Origin of the sequence: Bacillus sp. H1a (assembly GCF_000633475.1) — a bacterium.
In the GTDB taxonomy this organism is placed as follows: domain Bacteria; phylum Bacillota; class Bacilli; order Bacillales; family Bacillaceae_G; genus Bacillus_A; species Bacillus_A paramycoides.
In genome coordinates, this window is record NZ_AYMH01000001.1 from 44,549 (window position 1) to 63,414 (window position 18,866).

Consider the following 18,866-nt stretch of genomic DNA (forward strand, 5'->3'; position numbering starts at 1 on the left):
CTTATTTTAAGTATTTAAAAACATGATACTAGAAAATTCAGTTAAATAAAAATATTTAAAGGTTTTATACATAAAAAAAGGACAGGCATAAAAATGCTTGTCCTTCGAGTTAAATTTAAGAATTAATATACTTTGTCACCGTTGAAAATAGAGTTTTTCACGACAACATAATCTACAGTACGAATTGAGTCTAATTTTGTTCCACCAGCATAAGAGATAGAAGATTGAAGATCTTGTTCCATTTCGATTAAAGTGTCTTCTAAAGAACCTTTATGCTCAACGAACATTTTCTTACCTTCAACGTTTTTCTTCTCACCTTTTTGGAATTCAGAAGCTGAGCCGAAGTACTCTTTATAAAGTTCTCCATCCTTTTCAACTGTTTCCCCTGGAGACTCTTCATGACCAGCGAATAGAGAACCGATCATAACCATAGTCGCCCCAAATCGAATAGATTTAGCTACGTCGCCATGCGTACGAATACCGCCGTCAGCAATGATTGGCTTACTTGCAGCTTTTGCACACCAACGAAGTGCAGCTAGCTGCCAACCACCAGTTCCAAATCCTGTTTTAATTTTGGTAATACAAACTTTACCAGGTCCAATACCAACTTTTGTTGCGTCAGCACCAGCGTTTTCTAATTCTCTTACCGCTTCTGGAGTTCCAACGTTTCCAGCGATAACGAAGCTTTCTGGTAAATGTTTTTTAATATGTTGAATCATGTTGATCACAGCATTAGAATGGCCGTGCGCGATATCGATTGTAATGTATTCAGGTGAAAGTTGCTCAGCGGCTAATTGTTGTACGAATTCATACTCGTCTTCTTTAACACCAACGCTGATTGAAGCAATTAATCCACGTGATTGCATATCTCTAATGAATGAGATTCGTTTCTCTGGTTGGAAACGATGCATGATGTAGAAGTAATTATTTTCGGCTAAATAAGTTGCGATTCTTTCATCAATAATCGTTTGCATATTTGCAGGTACGACAGGTAATTTAAATTTATGTTTTCCTAAAGTGACAGTTGTATCACATTCAGATCGGCTATTTACAATGCATTTTGCAGGAATTAATTGAATATCTTCATAGTCAAATACGTTTTCCATCATCCACACCCCTAAAACACGAATATTTTACTAAGTTTGTTTAAAAATGTTCGTCCAAATGATAATTTACAGTATTTTTAGTAATAAGTCAAAGGTTTTAATGTTTAATTTGAAAAATTAAAGTTTATTTAATAGTTATTGGATTTATATGGTTATAATGTATTTTAATATGTAAGGATTTAATGTAGAATTATATATGGGAAATAATAGATAAATATATTGATTTAGGGGAGATTTTATGGGGCGTTTAGTATATATGGATTGGCTACGTGTAGTAGCGACAATTGCGGTCGTTACAATTCACGTTGCTGCTGGTTATGTTTCTATGTTAGATTCAAATAACGTGTCGCGTTGGTTGGCTGGTAATTTTTACGATTCACTTTCGCGTGCTAGTGTTCCAATTTTTGTAATGATTAGTGGAGCCTTATTATTAAAGGGAACAAAAGATATTTCTATTGGGGAATTTTTAAAGAAACGTGCAAGTAAAGTGATCATACCTTTTATAGGTTGGAGTGCTATATTTTACATATATGGAGCGTGCGTAGGATATTTTCCCGCTTCTTTAAAGCAAGGGATAAAGTACTTTTTAACAAATAGTATCGGGTTACATCTATGGTTCCTATACATGATTGTAGGAATATATTTAATCACACCTTTACTGAAAGTATTTGTGAAAAATGCTAAGAAGCGAGAGATAGAATATTTTTTAATTTTGTGGTTATACGCATCTGTTATAGTCAAACTAGTAAATTATTATTATCCTATCAACTTTAATATCGAACTATTTTACGTTACAAATTATGTAGGATATTTTCTACTTGGTTATTACTTATCGAATTATGATATTGCGAAAAAATGGAGGAACATTTCTTATATTGGGGGGCTTGTAGGATTTATTGGTACGTTCTTTATTACATACCATTATACAGTCAAAGCTAATGGACAGCTGGATCAATATTGGTATGAATATTTTGCTCCAGGTGTTGTACTTATGGCAATTGGACTATTTGTATTTTTCAGGTATACGTTCCAAAATTCCGACAGACAATTACCATTTTTATTACGTGGCATAAACCAAGCAAGTCTTGGAATTTATATTCTTCACTTTTTCTTATTAAATAATTATCTATACATAGTCATTCCAAAGGTGAATGCACATGTACATGCAATATTGGCAATACCTATCAATGTAATTATTACACTTGTCCTTAGTATGGTAATAACTTTAGTATTGCAAAGAATACCGGTTGTAAAGAGACTAGTTCCGTAAAGATATTTCTTCTACAAAAATATATTGTTTAGGTGGGCAGACTTATTATTAAGGCTGCCCTTTATTATGTTGTTTCAAAAAAAAATATAAAGAATTATACTTAGAATAAGTTGGTACTTTAATGAACTATAAAAATTGGGTTAATATATTATTTTAGTATAATTGAACGTAGGATATAAAAAATATAATTATTAAATACATAATAAAAATGAGGTTATTACATGAGTAAAAAAAGTTTTGCGGATTATACATTAAGTAAAGAAATTGTAAGAGCACTTACTGGTTTAGGGTATGAGAATCCAACGGAAGTGCAAGTAGAGGTTATTCCAGTTGCCTTGCAAAAGAAGGACCTTGTTGTGAAGTCGCAGACTGGAAGTGGAAAAACAGCTTCATTCGGTATACCACTTTGTGAAATGGTGGAGTGGGAAGAGAATAAGCCACAAGCGTTAGTTTTAACACCAACGAGAGAACTTGCAGTGCAAGTAAAAGAAGATATTACGAATATAGGCCGCTTCAAAAGAATTAAGGCTGCTGCGGTTTATGGTAAATCTCCATTTGCACGTCAAAAATTAGAGTTAAAGCAAAAGACACATATTGTAGTTGGGACCCCTGGACGTGTGTTAGATCATATTGAAAAAGGTACTCTTTCTTTAGAGCGCCTAAAGTACTTGGTTATTGATGAAGCAGATGAAATGCTAAATATGGGTTTTATCGATCAAGTAGAGGCAATTATTGACGAATTACCTACAAAGCGAATGACAATGCTATTTTCAGCAACGCTCCCAGAAGATGTTGAAAAGTTATCTCGTACATATATGGATTCACCAACTCATATTGAAATTAAGGCTGCTGGGATTACAACAGACAAAATTGAGCATACCCTTTTTGAGGTAAGAGAAGAGGAGAAGCTTTCACTTCTTAAAGATGTAACAACGATTGAGAATCCAGATAGTTGTATTATTTTTTGCCGTACACAAGAAAACGTGGATCACGTATTTAGACAATTAAAACGTGTTAATTATCCTTGCGACAAAATACATGGTGGTATGGTACAAGAAGATCGTTTTGAAGTTATGGACGATTTTAGAAAAGGGAAGTTCCGTTATTTAGTGGCAACAGATGTAGCTGCGAGAGGGATTGATATTGATAATATTACACATGTTATTAATTATGATATTCCATTAGAAAAAGAAAGTTATGTACATCGTACTGGAAGAACGGGACGAGCTGGTAATAATGGAAAAGCTATTACATTCATAACACCGTATGAAAATAGGTTTTTAGAAGAGATTGAGGCGTACATCGGCTTTGAAATTCAAAGGGCACATGCACCTTCAAAAGAAGAAGTTATGAAAGGGAAAGGTGTATTTGAGGAGAAAATACATGCTAAACCAATTATAAAGAAAGAAAAAAATGCAGACCTAAATAAAGGGATTATGAAACTGTACTTTAATGGCGGGAAGAAAAAGAAAATTAGGGCGGTAGATTTCGTCGGTACAATTGCTAAAATTAAAGGTGTTACAGCTGAAGATATAGGCATCATTACAATACAAGACAATTTTTCTTACGTTGAAATATTAAATGGAAAAGGACCGCTTGTATTAAAGGTCATGAAAAATACAACGATTAAAGGTAAACAATTAAAGGTTCATGAAGCAATTAAGTAAACAAAAAACTATCCACTCTAACAGGTGGATAGTTTTTTGTTTCGCCTGAAAGAAAGGGGCATAGGATAGCGGAGTATTTGAGGGGAATTGGATATCTATATTCATTCACTCCAATGATGAATCATAGAACTTGCACGTGAAATTTTAAAACAGAGGGTAGAGGTAAATCTAAATAAAAGAAAAAGGGATAAATAGGAAAATGAAGAACGTTTATATGTAAGTCTGAATTTTTAGATGAAAATAGAGCGGGGGAAGAAAGATGATTCAATTTCCAAAAGCAGATGCCGAACAATTTTTTAGATCGTATCGTATTGGTAAGTTCACAGTCAGTGAAGATGAAGGAAGATTAATTTTTAGTACAAACTTAAATGGTCATTCTAATTTATGGGCGATGGATTTACCAAATTTATCCCCTTATCCGTTAACATATTGTAATCAATCAAGCAATTTTATTAAAGTGGATCCTTTAAATCGATTTATTTTAGCTGGATTTGATAAAGATGGTGATGAAAATTATCATATTTATGCATTAAAACCAGAGGGTGGAAAATTGCTTGAATTGATTCCGGCAGGAGAGAAAGAAAAGGATTATTATGTACATTTAACAGAGGATGGAGAACGATTATATTATGTTACAAGTAAAGATAACCTAAGGTTCTTTAATTCACGTTGTTATAATTTGCGTACAAAAGAAGATATTCTCCTTTGCACGGGCGTAGAGACACCTACATATTTGAGTGCAGTGAGTCCAAATGAATCAAGTTTTATTGTCTTAAAGTCGTATGGAAATACATATAATGTAGGATATGTGAAAAAGGGAGAGGAACTTATTTGTATGGTACCTTCCAGCGAAAAAGAACATATTATAACTTCCATTTGCTATATCGATGAAAATACGGTGATTTTTGTTACAAATTATGAAGAAGAGTTTTCTTATGTGGCTTCTTTTGATTTGGATAAACAGGAATTCAAACCAATCTGTAAAATAGAAAATGAGGATGTATCCACTATAAAATGGCATGCAGAAACGAAAACTGGTTACATCGTTACGGCGAAAGGGGTTGAAGATAGGCTATATAGATTTGTATGGGATACAAAGGAATTAATTCTATTAGATACTCCAGTAGATACGATAAAACAAATAGATATTACCAAATCTAGAAATTTATATTTATTAGGTGAAAGTGCAACGAAAACAGCGAACATTTATTGTAAGAAAAATGAAGGTACAGAGTGGGAGATGTTGACAAAAAACTATGTTATTGGTCTACATGAATCTTCTTTTGTTGAACCGGATGTTATAACATATTCTTCATTTGATGGATTAAATATAGAGGCATTATTATTTCGAGCGAAGGAAGAGGTACAAAACGGATATACAATATTTTGGCCCCATGGTGGTCCACAATGGGCTGAGATAAAGGACTTTACTGCATTGTTTCAATATTTATTAAGACAAGGATATAATATTTTCGCACCAAATTTTAGAGGAAGTACGAGATATGGTTCAACATTTACGAAAATGATCGAGGGTGATTGGGGAGAGGCTCCACGCTTAGATTGTGTAGCAGGAATAGAGTGGTTGTTTGAACAAGGTATTTCAACTGCAGATAAATTATTTGTTATGGGTGGAAGTTATGGTGGGTATATGACCCTATTACTTTATGGGCGCCATTCAGAATATTTTCGGGCGGCCATTGATCTTTTTGGACCTAGTAGTTTATTTAGCTTTATTGATTCCATGCCAGAAGAATGGAAGCCAATTGCTGTTAGTTTCATCGGTGATGTTGAGAAAGATAAAGATAAGCTTATGAAAGATTCACCAATCACATATTTAAATCAAATGAAAAAGCCACTTCTTATCATTCAGGGAGCAAATGACCCTCGAGTTGTAAAGACAGAATCGGATCAAATTTTTCGAGCACTTCAAGAAAAAGAAGTAGATGTAGAATACATTGTACTCGAAGATGAAGGACATGGATTTTCAAAGAAAGAAAATGAAATATATGTATATCGTTGCATAGCAGACTTTTTAGCGAGGCATAAATGAAATAAATGGCACCCTTAGGGGGCCATTTATTTGTTTAAGATTCTTTTAGATCGTCAACAAGCTTCTCCGCTAAACGTCTATACATATTACTCATAGTCACGAAAGATGTTAGTAATAAAAACTTTTCTAGCCTTGGATCTTCTAAGGAAGAAACCTCGTTTACTTCCGTAACACGGTTAGTTACGTCGCGTTTAAAGTTTTCAACATTGGTTTCAGTTAGAGCAAGATAATCTTTATATAGAGTATCTAATTCGAATGTAGCGTCGTTTATTAAAGGTTCATTTATATTTTCTAAGGAACTTTTTATGTCGTTAATGGAGAGGGCTCCTTTTAATTGATAAATTAAGCTGATCAAAATCATATGCTCTTTTGAATACTTTTTATTTTTGATAGGGATGAACAATTTTCCTTTTGCGTAATTGTTAATCATTGTTTTTGTTAATACTTTTTCATCATCGGTTCTCGTTGTATCTGCATAAGTATTCTCAAATAGTTGGACAACTTGGTCTACATATAAGTCGACAGTTGGGATATCCTCAAGTTTAATATTCTTTTCTAAACGTAATGTTTCCAGTAATTTATTTATATTTTCCACGTAGAACCCCTCACTTTTATAACATGGTGGAACTTAATGTTTGATATATCTTTAAATATGGTATTACGAAACAAATGAATTGTAAATGTTGACCTATATGAACATTATGTATATAATTACATGTAGTTATCAAAACTACATGTAATTATATGAGGGGTGTTTATATGAATGCTTATGTAAGGGAACCGGTTAATGCATTTACCCACTTAGGGGGAGCTGTATTATCATTTATTGCATTATTAGCTATGCTTGTGAAAGTTTCTGTTAAGATGCCATCTTTTGCTGCAATTACAGCTATTATTTTGTTTGGTATCGGGATGATGGTCCTTTATACAGCGTCAGCTGTATATCATAGTGTTGTAGCGAGTGAACGTGTTATTTATTTCTTTAGGAAGCTCGATCATTCGATGATTTTTATACTAATTGCAGGTACATATGCACCCTTTTGCTTAATTACATTACATTCCGCAAATGGCTTGCTATTATTTTGCTTAGTTTATGCAACTGCGATTTGCGGTATTGTTTTTAAAATGTTTTGGTTTAATTGTCCGAGATGGTTATCGACAGCAATTTATATTACGATGGGCTGGTTAATTGTTCTATTCTTTGCACCGTTAGCTGAGAATTTAAGCACAGGGGGCATCGTTTTCTTAGTGCTTGGGGGTATCTTTTATACAATTGGTGGGTTTATTTATGGTGCAAAGCCGAAATGGTTAGAATTTAAACATATGGGGCATCATGAAATTTTTCATATTTTTGTATTGCTAGGTAGTCTTGCCCATTTTCTAAGTGTATATTGTTACGTAATTTAATGAAAAAAGCCACATTACCTCTATTATGTGGCTTTTTTGATTGCACAGGTGGAATCATTTATTATGCAAAATAATTATGGGATAAAATGTAGTTTTCTGTGTTCGCATAATAAACATATGGTAAGAAATATGTGATATACTTTGGGAAGCTTATAATGAATGAAATATGGAGGACTATAATTATGGCAATACTTGTAACAGGTGGAGCAGGATATATTGGTAGTCATACATGCGTGGAATTACTAAATAACGATTATGAACTTATAGTAGTAGACAACCTTTCGAATAGCTCAGTAGAGTCTATAAATCGAGTGAAAGAAATAACAGGAAAACAATTTAAGTTTTATAAAGAAGATATTTTAAATCGTGAGGCACTTGATACAATTTTTGAAGAAAATACAATTGAGGCTGTTATTCACTTTGCAGGTTTTAAAGCTGTAGGAGAATCAGTAGCAATTCCATTAACATACTATCATAACAACATTACAAGCACATTGGTGCTATGTGAAGTGATGCAGAAGCATAATGTGAAGAAGCTGATTTTTAGCTCATCTGCAACGGTATATGGTATCCCAGAAACATCACCAATTACGGAGGAGTTTCCATTAAGTGCAACCAATCCATATGGTCAAACGAAATTAATGATTGAACAAATTATGCGTGATGTAGCATTTGCTGATGCGGAATGGAGTATCGCATTACTTCGCTATTTCAACCCATTTGGTGCACATGAGAGTGGGCGTATTGGAGAAGATCCAAATGGAATTCCTAATAATTTAATGCCATATGTAACACAAGTAGCTGTAGGTAAGCTAAAGGAATTAAGTGTATTTGGAAATGATTATCCAACAAAGGATGGTACAGGCGTCCGTGATTATATTCACGTTGTAGACTTAGCAAATGGCCATGTAAAGGCACTTGAAAAAGTACTTGGCACTACTGGGATAGATGCATATAATCTCGGTACAGGTACTGGTTATAGTGTGTTAGAAATGGTTGAAGCATTTGAAAAGGTTTCAGGCAAGAAAGTTCCTTATAAAATTACGGGGCGTCGTCCTGGTGATGTAGCAGTATGCTTTGCCGATGCATCGAAAGCAAAGCGTGAACTAGGATGGGAAGCAACACGTGGATTAGAAGAGATGTGTGCAGATTCTTGGAGATGGCAATTAAATAACAAAAATGGCTATCTAGAAGTTTAATATACAGATAAAAAAATGACCTTTTTGCAGGAGCAAAAGGTCATTTTTTTATTTATTTTCCATTAAGCTTATTAGCAAATTTAGTAAAGAAATTTCGTTGTTTCATAGGAGCATTGGACTGACAAAATGTGTAGTAATCAATATTTTTAATATAAGCAAAGAGTCGATAAATAGCATATGAGAATGTAATAGAAGACCCAATTGCAAAACTAATACCGTAGCCATTGAATCCAAATGGAAGTAGAAGAATACTTAATAATAGGTTTGCAAAAAAGAATAAAGCTGATGTTCGGAAGGCACCTTTACGATCCTCAAAGTATAAGAGTAGTAACGTAATAACAAGGACCATTCCATTTGCATAAGCACCTATTATAGTTAGTTGCAGAATAGAGTATTCAAGGGTCATTTTTCCTGATTGTGAACTAAATATCCATATTATAAAAATAATAAGTAAAGAAAAAATACCTTGATTACGAAGTATGCGTTCTATTTCTTATTTAAGAACAAAATTCATCGAATCTTTTAATTGTAAAATTGTATTTAATGTCCCTCCATTGTTCACCGAACCGAAGAACCTTTTATATCTTTCATAAAGTCTTGTTTCAATGGATACTACGAAGAAAATATAGGTCGGAATAATGCTTAAATACGCCCAGAAAACAGAAGTATCATAAACTTTATGATAAATAAATGTATTTTCAATGAAGCATTCTATTAACTTTCATAGAAATAAAAGAGAATAATTTAAAAATCACCCCAGGTCTTGTCTTGTTGTTAGAGTGCGTTTATAATCAAGTAATCCTATTAACTTTTTGATAGGATTATTTCTTGTTGAAAGCGCTTTTAATTCGTGGTATTAGGGGAATACTGTTACTTTCAAATACTGAAAAGCTGACTGGGATTAAACAAGAAATAATATTGCTGTATAGCAGTTATTAAAGGGAGTTTTATTTTACTTTTTAAGGTAGGAAGTCTGACTTATTGCATGAAAAACTATGTATGTAGTTTTAAGTAAGAAGAAAGATAATATATAATATGATTTTTTATATGGTGGGGAGGTTACAGTGTGAAAACATAAGATTTTCACACGAGTATATATGGGTTATGTAGGATTATTACTTTCAGGTGCAGCTTTATTTTTAAATAGCCTTGTCATACTAGGCAAAGCAGAGATGAAAAGTGCAGGTGTTTTTAATTTATTTGTGGGGGCATTACAAATTATCATTCCGTTTTATTTAATTATGATCTCTGATCAAAGTAATTGGACGGTATATTCATATGCAGCTACTTTTTTATTTGGTTTAACGTATTTATACGTAGGGGTTACCTTTATTACAGGAATGAGTAGTACTGGATTAGGATGGTTTTGCCTATGGGTAGTTATTATCGCTTTATTTTATATGGTCGTATCGTTTGTTCAATTTCAAGATGTTCTTAATGCGCTAACATGGTTTATGTGGGCTTTACTTTGGTATTTATTCTTTGTATTAAATGTACAAAGGAAAAATATTAATCAATATCTTGGTAGAATAGCGTTTGTACAATCATGGGTAACACTTACACTTCCTTCTCTTTTTTATTTTATGGGAATATGGGGAGAGCCAGTAGTATATGAAATATCGGTCTATGTATCGGTAGTTTCAATTTTATATTTTTGCTATTGTATTTTTAAATATCGAGTACGTTAAAGTATCGTATGTAGCAAAGCATGGAATCTTTATAATGATTCCATGCTTTTTGTTTATATTCAGGTTTATAATTAAGGTAGTATTTTACAATTTTCTTTTTATAAAATAGGGGATGATAAAGGTGAAAAAAGTGTTGGTTCTAGGGGGAACAAGGTTTTTTGGTAAGCAATTAGTAGAAACACTTTTGCAAGAAGGACACGACGTAACGATTGCCACGCGGGGAATTACCGAAGATTCCTTTGGGGATACGGTAAAAAGAATTGTAGTAGATCGAGAAGACGAAAAGTTACTGGAAGAGCGTTTAGAAAGTAAAAGCTATGATGTTGTATACGATAATTTATGCTATAGCTCAAATGCTGCGGAAGTTATATGTAAAGTATTACGTGATAGGGTGAAAAAATATGTTATGACATCCTCAATGGCTGTCTATGAACCTGCATTAGACCTGCAAGAAGAGGATTTTAACCCGTATGAGTATTCAATCACGTATGGAGATAGGAAAGATTTTACTTATAGTGAAGGAAAGCGATTAGCAGAAGCGGTGTTATTTCAACTTGCAACATTCCCAGTCGTTGTAGTACGTTTTCCGGTTGTTATTGGAGAAAATGACTATACGAAGAGATTACAGTTTTACGTTGAAAATGTTGTGAAACAAGAGCCTATTGTTATGGGGCATTTAGATGAAAAGTTATCGTTCATACATGAAAAAGAAGCAGGAGAGTTTTTAGCATGGTGCGGAATGGAAAACATAGAAGGTCCAATTAACGCTTGCAGTAACGGAGTGATCTCTATGGGAGAAGTTATTCGTTTCATAGAAGAACATAGTGGGGCAAAAGCTCTTATTCAAGAAGCAGGAGACAATATAGCACCTTATAATGAAGTGGCTAATTGTACGTTACATAATAGAAAGGCTCGCGAATTAGGGTTTCCGTTCCGCGAATTGAAATTAGAAATGAAAAATGTTTTACAGCATTACATAGATACACTGAAGTAATCATAAATCCCCCGGTGGCAATCCGGGGGATTCTGGAGGATTTCGACAATACTAGTTTTACATTACCAAATTTACCTTATACGCACGACTAATGTTTTTGTGATTGAATTGCTTGTAAATACTTCTCGTTTACTCGGTCCCAGTTTACTGTATGCCACCAGTTGGTAACAAATTCTGGGCGCCGATTTTGATACTTTAAATAATAGGCATGTTCCCATACATCGATAACGAGTAATGGGATCTTTCCTTCTTGCAAAGGTGTGTCTTGATTTGGCGTACTCATAACAGCGAGTTCTTCACCATCAAGAACAAGCCATCCATATCCACTTCCAAAACGACTAATGGCTGCTTTATAAAGTTGGTCTAGGTAAAAAAACTTTACCTGAGTCAAAAATACACCTATTCTTCATGTAAGTCAATAGTAAGTCCTCTAATTTTCTGAAAAATATTACAATAAAAGTAACACTTCCACTTTCATTTGTGACTCTTATCCTTTTTGCTTATACTGTAAAGTAGTAGTGTCTTGTTGAGATAGAAGGAGATTGTTTATGAGTAAAACGAAACAATTAATAGAGGAAGCAAGTAATTTTATTACCATTTGCTATAAGGAACTTAATAAAGAACAATTAATAGAAGAGCGTATTGGAGAAATTCTAATAGAAATAGAGAAGACCGGAACGTATGAGCATACATTCGAAGAACTTGTTCATGGATCGCGAATGGCATGGCGTAATAGTAATAGATGTATCGGAAGACTATTTTGGAATAAGATGCACATATTAGATGCGCGTGAAGTAAATGATGAGGAAGGTGTATATAATGCATTAATTCATCATATTAAATATGCGACGAATGATGGAAAAGTTAAACCGACAATTACAATTTTTAAGCAATATCAAGGTGAAGAAAATAATATTCGGATTTATAATCATCAATTAATTCGATATGCAGGATATAAAACAGAAATGGGAGTAATTGGTGATTCTCACTCCGCTGCATTTACTGATTTATGTCAGGAGCTTGGTTGGCAAGGCGAAGGTACACATTTTGATGTATTACCGCTTGTATTTTCTGTTGATGGAAAAGGTCCTGTATATAAAGAAATTCCTAAAAAAGAAGTGAAAGAGGTACCAATTGAACATCCAGAATACCCAATTTCAACGCTCGAAGTAAAATGGTATGGAGTACCGATGATTTCAGATATGCGTTTAGAGATTGGCGGCATTTCTTATACAGCAGCTCCATTTAATGGATGGTATATGGGAACTGAGATTGGTGCTCGTAACTTAGCGGATCATGATCGTTATAATTTACTTCCGGCAGTTGCAGAGATGATGAATTTAGATACTTCGAGAAATAGTACGTTATGGAAAGATAAGGCACTGATTGAGTTGAATATTGCGGTGTTACATTCTTTTAAAAAACAAGGAGTTAGTATTGTAGATCACCATACTGCCGCACAACAATTTCAACAGTTTGAAAAGCAGGAAGCTGCTTGTGGCCGAGTTGTTACGGGGAATTGGGTATGGTTAATCCCTCCGTTATCACCTGCTACAACTCACATTTACCACAAACCGTACCCGAATGATGTTCTTACACCGAATTTCTTTCATAAATAAAGAAAAAGCATTGAACTAGAGTTGTTCAATGCTTCTTTGTTGTCCAATATCACACGGGACTTCAAAATATACCCATTATTCTTGACGATTCCATTGTTATTTTCCGATAATAACACTAACTAAATAAAAAAGGAATGAATCACAGATGCTAAATTTAGTACTTATGATGATTGAACGCGTCGGACTTATTGTTATTTTAGGATTTTTACTTTCTCATATTAAAACGTTCCGACGCCTTCTTCATAAACAGGACGGATATGTAGATAAGCTTAAGCTTATTTGTATTTTTTCGGTGTTTACAATTGTAAGCAATTACACAGGGATTGAAATAGCAGGAAATACTATTATGAATGAAAATTGGCTACAAGGTGTTTCTTCATCTAGCACGATTGCGAATACACGAATCATGGGGGTTGGAATTAGTGGCTTGCTGGGTGGGCCTATCGTTGGAATTGGAGTAGGGTCTATTGCTGGTATTCATCGTTATATGCTTGGCGGAACGACAGCGGCAAGTTGTGCAATTTCATCAATTTTAGCAGGAATTATAACAGGTTATATTGGATACATTTTCAAAAAATATAATCGTACAATTACCCCTAAATTTTCAGCGGCTTTAAGTGTTTTTATCGTTTCTTTAGAAATGATTATGATTTTATTAATTGTAGAGGATGGAATTAGTATTGTGAAAACAATTGCGATCCCAATGATCCTTGTAAATAGTTTCGGAAGCTTTATTTTACTTTCTATGATACAGGCTATTTTGCGTCAAGAAGAGAATGCAAAAGCTCTGCAAACACATAAAGTATTACGAATTGCTGATAAGACGTTACCATATTTTCGCCAAGGTTTAACAGAAGAATCTTGCAAGCATGTGGCACAAATTATTCACCGCTTTACGGGAACAGATGCGGTATCCTTAACAGATACAGAGAAAATCTTAGCTCATGTTGGATTAGCATCAGATCATCATATTCCTTCACATAGTTTAATCACAGGTTTATCAAAAGAAGTATTAAAAACAGGGAAAATAATGAAAGCGAAATCACGTGAGATTATTAATTGCCAACATGAAGGGTGTCCATTGCAAGCGGCAGTTGTCATTCCATTAACTTCACATGGAAATACGATAGGAACATTAAAACTTTATTTTAAAACCCCTAACCAATTAAGTCGTGTTGAAGAAGAACTAGCGGAAGGGCTGGCAAAAATATTTTCCACACAGCTTGAGTTAGGTGAAGCTGAGTTGCAAAGTAAGTTATTACAAGATGCTGAAATAAAGGCGCTGCAAGCACAAATCAATCCGCATTTTTTATTTAATGCAATTAATACAGTATCAGCTTTATGCCGAACAGATGTAGAGAAAGCGAGAAAATTATTGCTACAGCTTAGCGTCTATTTCCGTTGTAATTTGCAAGGGGCACGTCAATTACTTATTCCATTAGAACAAGAGTTAAATCATGTACATGCATATTTATCGTTAGAGCAAGCGAGATTTCCGAATAAGTATGAAGTAAAGATGTACATTGAAGAAGAATTAAAGACAACGTTAGTTCCACCATTTGTGCTTCAGTTATTAGTTGAAAATGCATTGCGCCATGCTTTTCCAAAAAAGCAATCAGTATGCCAAGTTGAGGTACATGTGTTTGAAAAAGAGGGAATGGTTTACTTTGAGGTGAAGGATAATGGGCAAGGAATTGAGAACGAACGTCTAGAGCAATTAGGAAAAATGGTAGTTCCATCAAAGAAAGGGACTGGAACAGCTTTATACAATATTAATGAACGGCTTATCGGGTTATTTGGAAAAGAGACGATGCTTCAAATTGAAAGTGAATTGGAGCAAGGAACAAAGATCCTCTTTATAATTCCGAAAAAAGTAGGGGAGGAAAAAACAAGTGTTAAAGGTATTAGTAGTTGATGATGAAATGTTAGCACGGGATGAATTGAAATATTTATTAGAGCGAACGAAAGAAGTGGAGATAATTGGCGAGGCTGATTGTGTAGAGGATGCATTAGAAGAATTAATGAAAAACAAGCCAGACATTGTTTTTCTAGATATTCAACTATCCGATGATAACGGATTTGAAATCGCAAGTATATTGAAGAAGATGAAAAACCCACCTTCAATCGTGTTTGCAACTGCATATGATCAATATGCACTACAAGCCTTTGAAGTAGATGCGTTAGATTACATTTTAAAGCCATTTGATGAAGAGCGTATCGTACAGACATTAAAGAAATATAAGAAACAAAAGCAAATAAAAATAGAAACAAAGCAAGATGCAAAGAGTATAGATGTAACGGCCGAGATGCATAAATTAGCACTACCAATTGAGGAATCAATTGTACTTGTTAATATTGAAGATATTATTTATGTAGGACTTGTAGATGGGAAAGTAACTGTAAAAACAATGAAAGAAACATATGTAACACATGATACACTTGTGATTTTGGAAAAGAAATTATCGCAAACAATTTTTATGCGTGTTCATCGTAGTTTCATTGCTAATATTAATCATATTTCTGAGATACAGCCGTGGTTTAATTCGACTTATAATTTAATTATGAAAGAGGGGTCTAAAGTCCCAGTTAGTCGTACATATGCAAAAGAACTTAAAAAGCTGCTTCGTATTTAAGGAGCAGCTTTTGTATTTCATTCTATGATTTTTGTAACTGGTTGTATATATTTGACATTCCGTTATGTAAACGCTTACTTTAATGTTTACATCCTATACAATAAAGGTACCAAATCAAAAGAGGTGGTCAAAATGAGCACAAAAAAAGTATATGGTTTTCTATCACAAATATTCGTTTTTTCAGCTATTATGTTAGTTTCTAATATTATCTCAACACATTTACCAATTCCGATGCCTTCATCAGTAATCGGGTTAGTCGTTTTATTTAGTCTATTATGTTTAAAGGTTATTAAATTGGAGCAAGTTGAATCACTCGGAACAGCTTTAACAGGTATTATCGGATTTCTTTTCGTCCCATCAGGTATATCAGTTATTAACTCCCTTGGTGTAATGAGCCAATATTTTGTACAAATCATAACTGTAATCGTTGTCGCAACAATTATTTTACTTGCTGTAACAGGTTTATTTGCACAATTGATTTTAGGTAAAGATGACAAAGAAACAAAAGATGCAAAGGAATTGAAAGTAGTAAATAAAGGACGCAAGCAAGGGAAAGTTGCGTAACTATTTTAGACCATTACATGGTTAGGAGGTAATGAACATGACAAGCACAATGACTCCATATTTCGGAATCGTCGTCTCATTAATTGCATACGGAATCGGAACACTCTTATTCAAGCACTCAAAAGGATTCTTCTTATTTACACCACTATTTGTAGCAATGGTATTAGGGATCGTCTTTTTAAAGGTAGGTAACTTTACTTTTGAGGAATACAATACTGGTGGGAAAATGATTAGTTTCTTCTTAGAGCCAGCAACAATTGCCTTTGCAATTCCGTTATATAAACAAGTTGATAAATTAAAAAAATATTGGTGGCAAATTTTATCGGCTATCGTGGTTGGATCTATTTGTTCAGTGGTTGTCGTGTTCATTGTCGCAAAAGCAATTGGCTTAGATACATCTGTAATGAATTCAATGTTACCACAGGCAGCAACAACAGCAATTGCATTACCAATATCTGAAAGTATTGGTGGTATTCCAGCAATTACATCGTTTGCAGTTATCTTTAACGCAGTTATCGTATACGCATTGGGAGCTTTATTCTTAAAAACATTTAGAGTGAAACACCCGATCGCTAAAGGGTTAGCACTTGGAACAGCAGGGCATGCGTTAGGGGTTGCAGTAGGGATTGAAATGGGTGAAGTAGAAGCGGCTATGGCGAGTATCGCTGTGACAGTAGTGGGTGTTGTAACAGTGGTTGTCATTCCGATGTTCATGCCATTCATTGGGTAATAAAACTTACTTAAAAAATTATAAAAGCAAGCTATTTGTAGGACGGATTTCTACTGATAGCTTGCTTTTTATGTTACAGTAGTGGTAAGACCTATTTGTATTAGAATAAAAGTTTCCTTAAATCTTCATTAATACTATGCATAATGCGTTTTGAAATAGGTCATTGTATTGTAAAATAAGAAGTAACATAATATAGGACATATTAATGAGCAATTGTAGAAGAGATAAATTGCTTGTAATACTAATATTAAGGATTAATTATAAGTAGGATATAGAGAAAATATACTTATAAAAGTTTTACTTTATAGGACAGGAGAGAGTACTCGTCGATTATGCAAATAAAAAACCTGTTTCAAAGCAAAGGATTTCAGAGGTTACTCGTATTAGTGCTACTTGCTCTCATATTGTATGGGCTGCAAAGTATGTTAAATTTAATTTTAATTACGTTTATGTTGACGTATTTAATGGATCGATTTCAAAAGTTCATTTCTCGTAAATTAGATCATTTCATGCCAATTAACCGGAAAATTATTATAGCGTTTTTATATGTAATGTTAGTTGCCGGAATCGCCATTACGCTCTTTAAATATTTACCGGTATTAACAATACAAATTTCACAATTAATTTATCAATTTAATGTATTTTTAAGAAATCCACCGGATAGTGAATTAATTAAATATGCAGTTAATGCTGTTAATCATATGGAGCTTTCTAAATATGTAGGGCAAGGCGTAGACATTTTGTATAAATCTATTACGAATGTTGGGAAATTTGGCCTTCAAGTTTTACTTTCTTTAATTTTAAGTTTATTTTTCTTACTTGAAAAGGCTCGTATTTTTGCCTTTACTGCGAAATTTAAAGAAAGCCGACTTGCAATTTTCTATACTGAGATTGAGTATTTCGGAAAAAAGTTTGCACGTTCATTCGGAAAAGTAATTGAAGCACAATTTTTAATTGCAATTGTTAACTGTATTTTATCTGTTATTGCATTATGGATATTAGGATTTCCACAATTGCTAGGTTTAGCGTTAATGATTTTCTTACTTGGTTTAATTCCAGTAGCAGGTGTTATCATTTCGTTATTCCCACTCTGTATGATTGCTTACAATATCGGCGGTATTATGTATGTCGTTTATATTATAGTTATTGTAACAGTAATTCATGCGCTTGAGAGCTATGTATTAAATCCGAAGTTTATGTCACAAAAAACAAACTTACCAATCTTCTACACATTTATGGTATTAATTTTCTCTGAACATTTTTTAGGTGTATGGGGACTAATTATCGGTATTCCAATCTTCATATTCTTATTAGATGTTTTAGATGTGACAAGTGATGAAAATGAGAAGGATTTTTCTAAAAAATAAAGTAAAGAAAAAGCATCGATATTCGATGCTTTTTCTTTTATAAAGTATGGTATCTTATGACATACTGTAAGAAGAATATACAATTGGGGTGAAATAATGGCTATAAATGAAAAGAGAGAGTTAGCTACATTTGCTGGTGGGTGTTTCTGGTGCATGGTTTCGCCGTTTGAAGAGATGGAAGGAATTATACAAGTTGTTTCAGGCTATACAGGTGGCCATAAAGAGGATCCGACGTATAAAGAAGTGTGCTCGGAAACTACTGGACATTATGAAGCAGTACAAATTACATTTGATGCAAATATAATGCCGTATGAAGAGTTGTTAAATATATATTGGAGACAAATTGATCCGACTGATATTGGAGGGCAATTTCACGACCGTGGACAGTCTTACGAAACGGTGATTTTTTATCATAATGAAGAACAACATAGACGAGCAGAGGCTTCAAAAGAAGAGCTTGCGAAGAGTGGACGTTTCTCAAAGCCAATTGCTACAAAAATATTGCCAGCTGCTACATTTTATCCAGCTGAAGAATATCATCAAGGATATCATAAGAAAAATACATTCCGCTA

Annotated in this window: 15 protein-coding genes and 3 pseudogenes; 14 read left to right on the forward strand and 4 right to left on the reverse strand. The window is 33.7% G+C overall.

Going from position 1 to position 18,866, the window contains the following annotated elements:
* Positions 1–122: 122 nt before the first annotated feature.
* Positions 123–1,106 carry a GMP reductase gene (gene guaC, locus U860_RS0100225; protein ID WP_033795343.1) on the reverse strand — a complete coding sequence of 328 codons (984 nt, stop codon included), beginning with the start codon at positions 1,104–1,106 and terminating at the stop codon, positions 123–125.
* A gap of 238 nt (positions 1,107–1,344) precedes the next feature.
* On the opposite strand from guaC, the gene U860_RS0100230 reads away from it, so the two are divergent.
* The 3 genes from U860_RS0100230 (at position 1,345) to U860_RS0100240 (ending at position 6,093) form a co-directional block, all read left to right on the forward strand.
* Positions 1,345–2,376 (forward strand): acyltransferase family protein, encoded by a 1,032-nt coding sequence (locus tag U860_RS0100230; RefSeq protein ID WP_002174487.1) that lies wholly within the window; start codon positions 1,345–1,347, stop codon positions 2,374–2,376.
* A 221-nt stretch (positions 2,377–2,597) separates the two neighbouring features.
* Positions 2,598–4,043, forward strand: a complete 1,446-nt coding sequence (locus tag U860_RS0100235; RefSeq protein WP_025146955.1) for a DEAD/DEAH box helicase — start codon at positions 2,598–2,600, stop codon at positions 4,041–4,043.
* Positions 4,044–4,302: 259 nt separating this feature from the next.
* Positions 4,303–6,093, forward strand: coding sequence for an alpha/beta fold hydrolase (locus U860_RS0100240; protein WP_025146956.1), 1,791 nt, complete (start codon positions 4,303–4,305; stop codon positions 6,091–6,093).
* Between the two features lie 34 nt (positions 6,094–6,127).
* On the opposite strand, the gene U860_RS0100245 is transcribed toward U860_RS0100240, so the two are convergent.
* Entirely contained in the window at positions 6,128–6,688 is a 561-nt protein-coding gene (locus tag U860_RS0100245; protein ID WP_025146957.1) for a DUF1836 domain-containing protein, read from the reverse strand.
* Between the two features lie 164 nt (positions 6,689–6,852).
* Here U860_RS0100245 and U860_RS0100250 point away from each other — a divergent pair, with 164 nt between their 5' ends.
* Positions 6,853–7,500, forward strand: coding sequence for a hemolysin III family protein (locus U860_RS0100250; protein ID WP_025146958.1), 648 nt, complete (start codon positions 6,853–6,855; stop codon positions 7,498–7,500).
* Between the two features lie 182 nt (positions 7,501–7,682).
* The gene (galE, locus tag U860_RS0100255; protein WP_025146959.1) at positions 7,683–8,699 is read left to right on the forward strand and encodes a UDP-glucose 4-epimerase GalE; all 1,017 of its coding nucleotides are present in this window, start codon (positions 7,683–7,685) and stop codon (positions 8,697–8,699) included.
* Positions 8,700–8,751: 52 nt separating this feature from the next.
* On the opposite strand, the pseudogene pelG reads toward galE, so the two are convergent.
* Positions 8,752–9,402, reverse strand: a pseudogene (gene pelG, locus U860_RS30970) (exopolysaccharide Pel transporter PelG); the annotation flags it as partial.
* A 394-nt stretch (positions 9,403–9,796) separates the two neighbouring features.
* Between pelG and U860_RS0100265 the strand changes: the two are divergent.
* Complete coding sequence (locus U860_RS0100265; protein WP_025146961.1) at positions 9,797–10,387, forward strand: AmiS/UreI family transporter; 591 nt, start codon at positions 9,797–9,799, stop codon at positions 10,385–10,387.
* A 115-nt stretch (positions 10,388–10,502) separates the two neighbouring features.
* On the forward strand, positions 10,503–11,381 hold the full coding sequence (locus U860_RS0100270; protein ID WP_025146962.1) for an NAD-dependent epimerase/dehydratase family protein: 879 nt from the start codon (positions 10,503–10,505) through the stop codon (positions 11,379–11,381).
* An 88-nt stretch (positions 11,382–11,469) separates the two neighbouring features.
* Here the strand turns inward: U860_RS0100270 and sodA are convergent.
* A pseudogene (gene sodA / locus U860_RS0100275) lies at positions 11,470–11,745 on the reverse strand (superoxide dismutase [Mn]); the annotation flags it as partial.
* 184 nt (positions 11,746–11,929) lie between these two features.
* On the opposite strand from sodA, the gene U860_RS0100280 reads away from it, so the two are divergent.
* The 7 genes and pseudogenes from U860_RS0100280 to msrA form a co-directional block, all read left to right on the forward strand.
* Positions 11,930–13,000, forward strand: coding sequence for a nitric oxide synthase oxygenase (locus tag U860_RS0100280; protein ID WP_025146964.1), 1,071 nt, complete (start codon positions 11,930–11,932; stop codon positions 12,998–13,000).
* Between the two features lie 145 nt (positions 13,001–13,145).
* Positions 13,146–14,915: a two-component system sensor histidine kinase LytS gene (gene lytS, locus U860_RS0100285; protein WP_025146965.1), complete on the forward strand. Its 1,770-nt coding sequence runs from the start codon at positions 13,146–13,148 to the stop codon at positions 14,913–14,915.
* Entirely contained in the window at positions 14,893–15,633 is a 741-nt protein-coding gene (locus U860_RS0100290; RefSeq protein WP_025146966.1) for a LytTR family DNA-binding domain-containing protein, read from the forward strand. Before lytS ends, U860_RS0100290 begins: the two co-directional genes overlap by 23 nt.
* Positions 15,634–15,765: 132 nt before the next feature.
* Positions 15,766–16,197, forward strand: a complete 432-nt coding sequence (gene lrgA, locus U860_RS0100295) for an antiholin-like murein hydrolase modulator LrgA (protein ID WP_025146967.1) — start codon at positions 15,766–15,768, stop codon at positions 16,195–16,197.
* A 37-nt stretch (positions 16,198–16,234) separates the two neighbouring features.
* Positions 16,235–16,927, forward strand: coding sequence for an antiholin-like protein LrgB (lrgB, locus tag U860_RS0100300; RefSeq protein WP_002174468.1), 693 nt, complete (start codon positions 16,235–16,237; stop codon positions 16,925–16,927).
* A 332-nt stretch (positions 16,928–17,259) separates the two neighbouring features.
* The gene (locus U860_RS0100305) at positions 17,260–18,294 is read left to right on the forward strand and encodes an AI-2E family transporter (protein WP_025146968.1); all 1,035 of its coding nucleotides are present in this window, start codon (positions 17,260–17,262) and stop codon (positions 18,292–18,294) included.
* A 96-nt stretch (positions 18,295–18,390) separates the two neighbouring features.
* Positions 18,391–18,858 (forward strand): annotated as a pseudogene (gene msrA, locus U860_RS36190) (peptide-methionine (S)-S-oxide reductase MsrA); the annotation flags it as partial.
* Positions 18,859–18,866 lie beyond the last annotated feature (8 nt).

What these genes read in the sequence shown, in the direction of transcription:
- guaC (WP_033795343.1), bottom strand. Translation starts at nt 1,106, where the DNA reads ATGGAAAACGTATTTGACTATGAAGATATTCAATTAATTCCTGCAAAA.
- U860_RS0100230 (WP_002174487.1), top strand. Translation starts at nt 1,345, where the DNA reads ATGGGGCGTTTAGTATATATGGATTGGCTACGTGTAGTAGCGACAATT.
- U860_RS0100235 (WP_025146955.1), top strand. Translation starts at nt 2,598, where the DNA reads ATGAGTAAAAAAAGTTTTGCGGATTATACATTAAGTAAAGAAATTGTA.
- U860_RS0100240 (WP_025146956.1), top strand. Translation starts at nt 4,303, where the DNA reads ATGATTCAATTTCCAAAAGCAGATGCCGAACAATTTTTTAGATCGTAT.
- U860_RS0100250 (WP_025146958.1), top strand. Translation starts at nt 6,853, where the DNA reads ATGAATGCTTATGTAAGGGAACCGGTTAATGCATTTACCCACTTAGGG.
- galE (WP_025146959.1), top strand. Translation starts at nt 7,683, where the DNA reads ATGGCAATACTTGTAACAGGTGGAGCAGGATATATTGGTAGTCATACA.
- U860_RS0100265 (WP_025146961.1), top strand. Translation starts at nt 9,797, where the DNA reads ATGGGTTATGTAGGATTATTACTTTCAGGTGCAGCTTTATTTTTAAAT.
- U860_RS0100280 (WP_025146964.1), top strand. Translation starts at nt 11,930, where the DNA reads ATGAGTAAAACGAAACAATTAATAGAGGAAGCAAGTAATTTTATTACC.
- lytS (WP_025146965.1), top strand. Translation starts at nt 13,146, where the DNA reads ATGCTAAATTTAGTACTTATGATGATTGAACGCGTCGGACTTATTGTT.
- lrgA (WP_025146967.1), top strand. Translation starts at nt 15,766, where the DNA reads ATGAGCACAAAAAAAGTATATGGTTTTCTATCACAAATATTCGTTTTT.
- lrgB (WP_002174468.1), top strand. Translation starts at nt 16,235, where the DNA reads ATGACAAGCACAATGACTCCATATTTCGGAATCGTCGTCTCATTAATT.
- U860_RS0100305 (WP_025146968.1), top strand. Translation starts at nt 17,260, where the DNA reads ATGCAAATAAAAAACCTGTTTCAAAGCAAAGGATTTCAGAGGTTACTC.